The 3,882-nt window shown below is 37.0% G+C and carries 5 protein-coding genes; 1 reads left to right on the top strand and 4 read right to left on the bottom strand.

Annotation, left to right across the window (positions count from 1 at the left end; genetic code table 11):
- Positions 1-104: 104 nt before the first annotated feature.
- Positions 105-722: a hypothetical protein gene (locus D6734_03240; GenBank protein RMF96817.1), complete on the bottom strand. Its 618-nt coding sequence runs from the start codon at positions 720-722 to the stop codon at positions 105-107.
- A 5-nt stretch (positions 723-727) separates the two neighbouring features.
- On the opposite strand from D6734_03240, the gene D6734_03235 reads away from it, so the two are divergent.
- The gene (locus D6734_03235) at positions 728-931 is read left to right on the top strand and encodes a hypothetical protein (GenBank protein ID RMF96816.1); all 204 of its coding nucleotides are present in this window, start codon (positions 728-730) and stop codon (positions 929-931) included.
- Here the strand turns inward: D6734_03235 and D6734_03230 are convergent, their stop codons facing one another.
- The 3 genes from D6734_03230 to D6734_03220 all read right to left on the bottom strand — a co-directional run.
- Entirely contained in the window at positions 932-2,470 is a 1,539-nt protein-coding gene (locus D6734_03230) for a DHA2 family efflux MFS transporter permease subunit (GenBank protein RMF96815.1), read from the bottom strand. It lies immediately after the preceding gene.
- Between the two features lie 9 nt (positions 2,471-2,479).
- Complete coding sequence (locus D6734_03225; GenBank protein RMF96814.1) at positions 2,480-3,532, bottom strand: HlyD family secretion protein; 1,053 nt, start codon at positions 3,530-3,532, stop codon at positions 2,480-2,482.
- A partial coding sequence (locus tag D6734_03220) for a hypothetical protein (protein ID RMF96813.1) occupies positions 3,525-3,882 on the bottom strand: 358 nt, incomplete at its 5' end. The genes D6734_03225 and D6734_03220, both read right to left, overlap by 8 nt.

Genomic DNA, 3,882 nt, shown 5'->3' with positions numbered 1-3,882 from the left:
GTATAGTGCGGTCTTACTAGAGAGTAAAGCATGTTTTTATCAGATTTTTTTTATTTCTTACGTTCGGAAAATAAATCTATAAAAAATATTCTATTTACTCTTATTCAAAAAATAGCGACCAACACCTGAGTCATTAGCGGCAATATACTGTCAGACGCAATAATTAAAATCAGCACTCCACAAACCTTCAAAGCCCACAAGCCAATGTTGATTCCCGGAAGGAGAAATATAGAAAGAAAAGAAGGAAGTTTGACATTATCAACTTTTTCAGCGGAAAATCTGTTGTATAGAGATGAGAAGAAGATGAATAAAAATCCTGTGAGACATAGAAGCACAAACTGTATCATCTTAATTATTAGTGCAGTATTTCCGTAGCTCTTTAAAAATATCTTAACTGAATAGATTAAAATTATTAGCAAGAAAAAGAAGATTATCTTTCCTTTCTCCGCAATGATGAAATTTAAAAATTTCAGATATTTTTCATTCTCCTTATCATTACAGGCAACTATTACAAAATCTTTCCTATCAACAACTTCTCTTCCACACCAGGGACAAATATTTTTCCCGACATCCTTCTTATATATGAAGTATCCAAGAAATGTTAATCCTATAAGGAGAATGAACAAAGCAACTGCCTCTTTATCGCTTCGAGGATAAAAAAGAAGCACAAAAAAAGCAGCTGGGAATGGCAGAAACAAAATCAATCTTTTAATAATATCCATCGATAATGAAATCTAAAAAATTTATCTCTTATATTTCCCTCATAATCCAAAAAGGATTATTTGTCACTTTACTGTCTTTTCTTATCGACACAAGAAAATTGTGTAATCCTTCTCTAAAAAAGAGCTATTTACCTGCTTTTATTCCGTCTGTAAAGATTTTGGATTATCTATTCCCGAAAAAGATGAAAAATATCGGCTCAAAATTATAATCAACTTTCCGGTACAGTTTTATTCAAAAGTTTTGCCAAAGGAATTATTACGAGGTTAAGAAGGCAAATTAAATAAAAAAGGTCGCAAAATGAGAGCATCATTGCCTGCTTCAAAGTCATTGCATAGACAAGTTTAAGTCCCTGCAAAACATTATGCCCCATTGAATAGAGCGAATAATTTATCATCATCTTAATCTTTTCAAAAGCTATCATAAATCCGGGGTCATAAGGAGTCAGATGTTCAACCAATACTGACTGATGATATTGGGCGCGGCGGGCTAACATTGTCATAACAAAAGCGGTCCCAAAGCTTCCTCCAAGATTTCTCAAAAGATTGAAAACTCCTGTGGCATTCCCCATTTCTTCCTTCGGAATAGTGCTCATTGTAACAGTCATAAGAGGAACAAAAAAGAAAGCCACTCCCACGCCCTGTACCACTCTTGGCCAAAGCACATTGTAGAAGCCGGCTTCAAGGTTGAGTTTTGACATAAGATAAACAGCATAGCTTCCTACGATTAACCCCGCTACAAGTATCTTTCGAGCATCCATATATTTCATCAATATTCCTGTTATTGGCATAAAAAGAAGAATTGTAATACCTCCGGGACCTAACACAATGCCGGCAAGAGTTGCTGTATAACCCATTACTGTTTGAAGATAAATGGGATAAAGAACAATGCTTGCAAACATTCCAAAGAAACCAAAAAACATCATCAGATTTCCTGCTGTAAAAGAGATATCTTTGAATACCTTGAGATTCACAACCGGGTCTTTTACAAAGAAAAGCTCTGTGATTACAAAAAGGAAGAGTCCTGCCACAGCTATTATACTCAATGTGATTATAAAATCTGAATTGAACCAATCTTCCCTTTCACCCTTATCGAGCACGATTTGAAGACATCCTAATCCCACTGCAAGAAAACCCAACCCGAAATAGTCAATTTTTTGTTTAGCTTTCTTTATGTATGGAGGGTCAAATATAAAGAAAGCGATCATCAGCAATGATAAAACACAAACAGGTATATTAATATAAAAAATCCATCGCCAAGTCAGATTATCTGTAACCCATCCACCAACCAATGGGCCAATGATAGGGGCAACTACAACGCCTATACCATAAGCCGCCATTGCCACACCATGCTCTGCAACGGGAAATGTTTCAAGCAAGATAGCTTGAGAAAGAGGCTGAAGAGCACCGCCTCCAAGCCCCTGAAGGACTCTAAAAAATACGAGAGACCCAAGATTTGGAGACATACCACAGAGAAAAGAAGAAAGGGCAAAAAGGAAAACACAAAGGCTAAGAAACCTCTTTCGTCCAAAAACACTGCTTAGCCACCCTGTTATAGGTAGAATTATAGCATTTGAAACAAGATAAGAAGTGAGCACCCATGTTGCCTCATCAACAGATGCGCTGAAACTTCCCCTAATATGGTTGAGTGAGACATTGGCAACACTTGTGTCCATTATTTCGATAAAAGTGGGCACAATAACAGTAACTGCCACGAGCCATTTGTTTACATTTTTTGGAGAAGCAGTCATAACTGGTACTTATTCAACAGAAAGTGGTATTGTTACAATGCAGGACATTCCAATACGAAGTTTGCCATTTTCGTAATCATAACCATCAAACAATATCTTAACAGGTATTCTTTGCACCACTTTTACCCAATTACCTGTGGCATTTTCTGGAGGAAGTATTGAAAAAGCACTTCCTGTACCGGCCATAATCGATTCTATATGTCCTTCAAATTTTTCATCTGGATAAGTGTCAACTTCAATTATTGCCTTCATACCTTTCTTAAGTTTTTCAAGCTGAGTCTCTTTGAAGTTTGCTTCAACCCAAATATCATCAAGAGGCACTATGGCAAGGAGCGCTTGTCCCTGAATTATATGATTCCCCTTTTCAACGCTTTTACGTGTTATATAGCCGTCGACAGGAGCATAGATTTCAGTGTATTTCAAGTTAAGTTCTGCTTTTTCCAATTCTGCTCTTCTTTCTTCAATTAGTGCTTCTGGTTTGCCCGGTGTAATAAGCGCCTTTGCCTGCCTTAGCTTTTCTTCATCGGCTTTAACCTGTGCCACTGCAACCTGATATGCTGTAAAAGCACGGTCATATTCATCTTTTGGTTTCACCTTTTTTTCAACAAGTGTTTTGATACGATTCAACTCTATCTTGGCAAGCTCAAGCCGTGCTTTGGAAAGATTGAGAGCGGCTTTAGCTGTTTCAACTGCCGCATATCTTCTACGGACTTCCTGTTGGGCATTTTCCAAAGCTGATTCAGCTTTTTTTACCTGCACAATATAGTCGGCAGGGTCAATTTTCAAAAGCAAGTCTCCCTTCTTGACCTTCATATTGTCCTTTACATAAACTTCCAAAACTGTGCCTGTAATTCGGGGGCTTATCATATGAATATGGCCTCGAATATAAGCGTTGTCAGTAACAACACGAGTTTCAAGATACTGCCAATAATAATATCCTCCCACTGCACATACCGTGAAAACGAGAAGAAGAATTATAGCCCCTGAAATTCTTCTCTTTAATAGTTCATTATTATTGCTCTTCCTGTTATCTCCTCTCTTTTCTTCTTTTTCCTCAGCCATCTTTCTCAATTCCTTTCATAAATAGGTCCACATATTCCCTTACAACCTCTTTTTTCTTAAATTTGCTTATCTCCTTTTCAAAGAAAAATTCCTGATTTATGAAGTAAAAAAAGAACATTCCAAAAAAAGCCCTCGCCACAAGAGGAGAGCTGAATTTTCTAAAGTTTTTATGAGCTGATAACCCTACCAGATACTCTTCAAAGTGGTGAAAAACCTTTTCAATGAGGTTCTTATAAATCATCTTTGCCTGTTTCTGATGGGAGTAAGCTTCCATAGTCATAATCTGAACGAGAGATTTGTTGCGATAAAGGTTTTCAAGAAAACTCATTGCCAAAAGTTCGAGAGCTTTT

It is taken from the genome of Candidatus Schekmanbacteria bacterium (assembly GCA_003695725.1).
Taxonomy (GTDB): domain Bacteria; phylum Schekmanbacteria; class GWA2-38-11; order GWA2-38-11; family J061; genus J061.
The sequence above is the reverse complement of the archived record's forward strand: the minus strand, read 5'-3'. Positions and strand labels throughout refer to the sequence as shown.

What these genes read in the sequence shown, in the direction of transcription:
- D6734_03240 (RMF96817.1), bottom strand. Translation starts at nt 722, where the DNA reads ATGGATATTATTAAAAGATTGATTTTGTTTCTGCCATTCCCAGCTGCT.
- D6734_03235 (RMF96816.1), top strand. Translation starts at nt 728, where the DNA reads ATGAAATCTAAAAAATTTATCTCTTATATTTCCCTCATAATCCAAAAA.
- D6734_03230 (RMF96815.1), bottom strand. Translation starts at nt 2,470, where the DNA reads ATGACTGCTTCTCCAAAAAATGTAAACAAATGGCTCGTGGCAGTTACT.
- D6734_03225 (RMF96814.1), bottom strand. Translation starts at nt 3,532, where the DNA reads ATGGCTGAGGAAAAAGAAGAAAAGAGAGGAGATAACAGGAAGAGCAAT.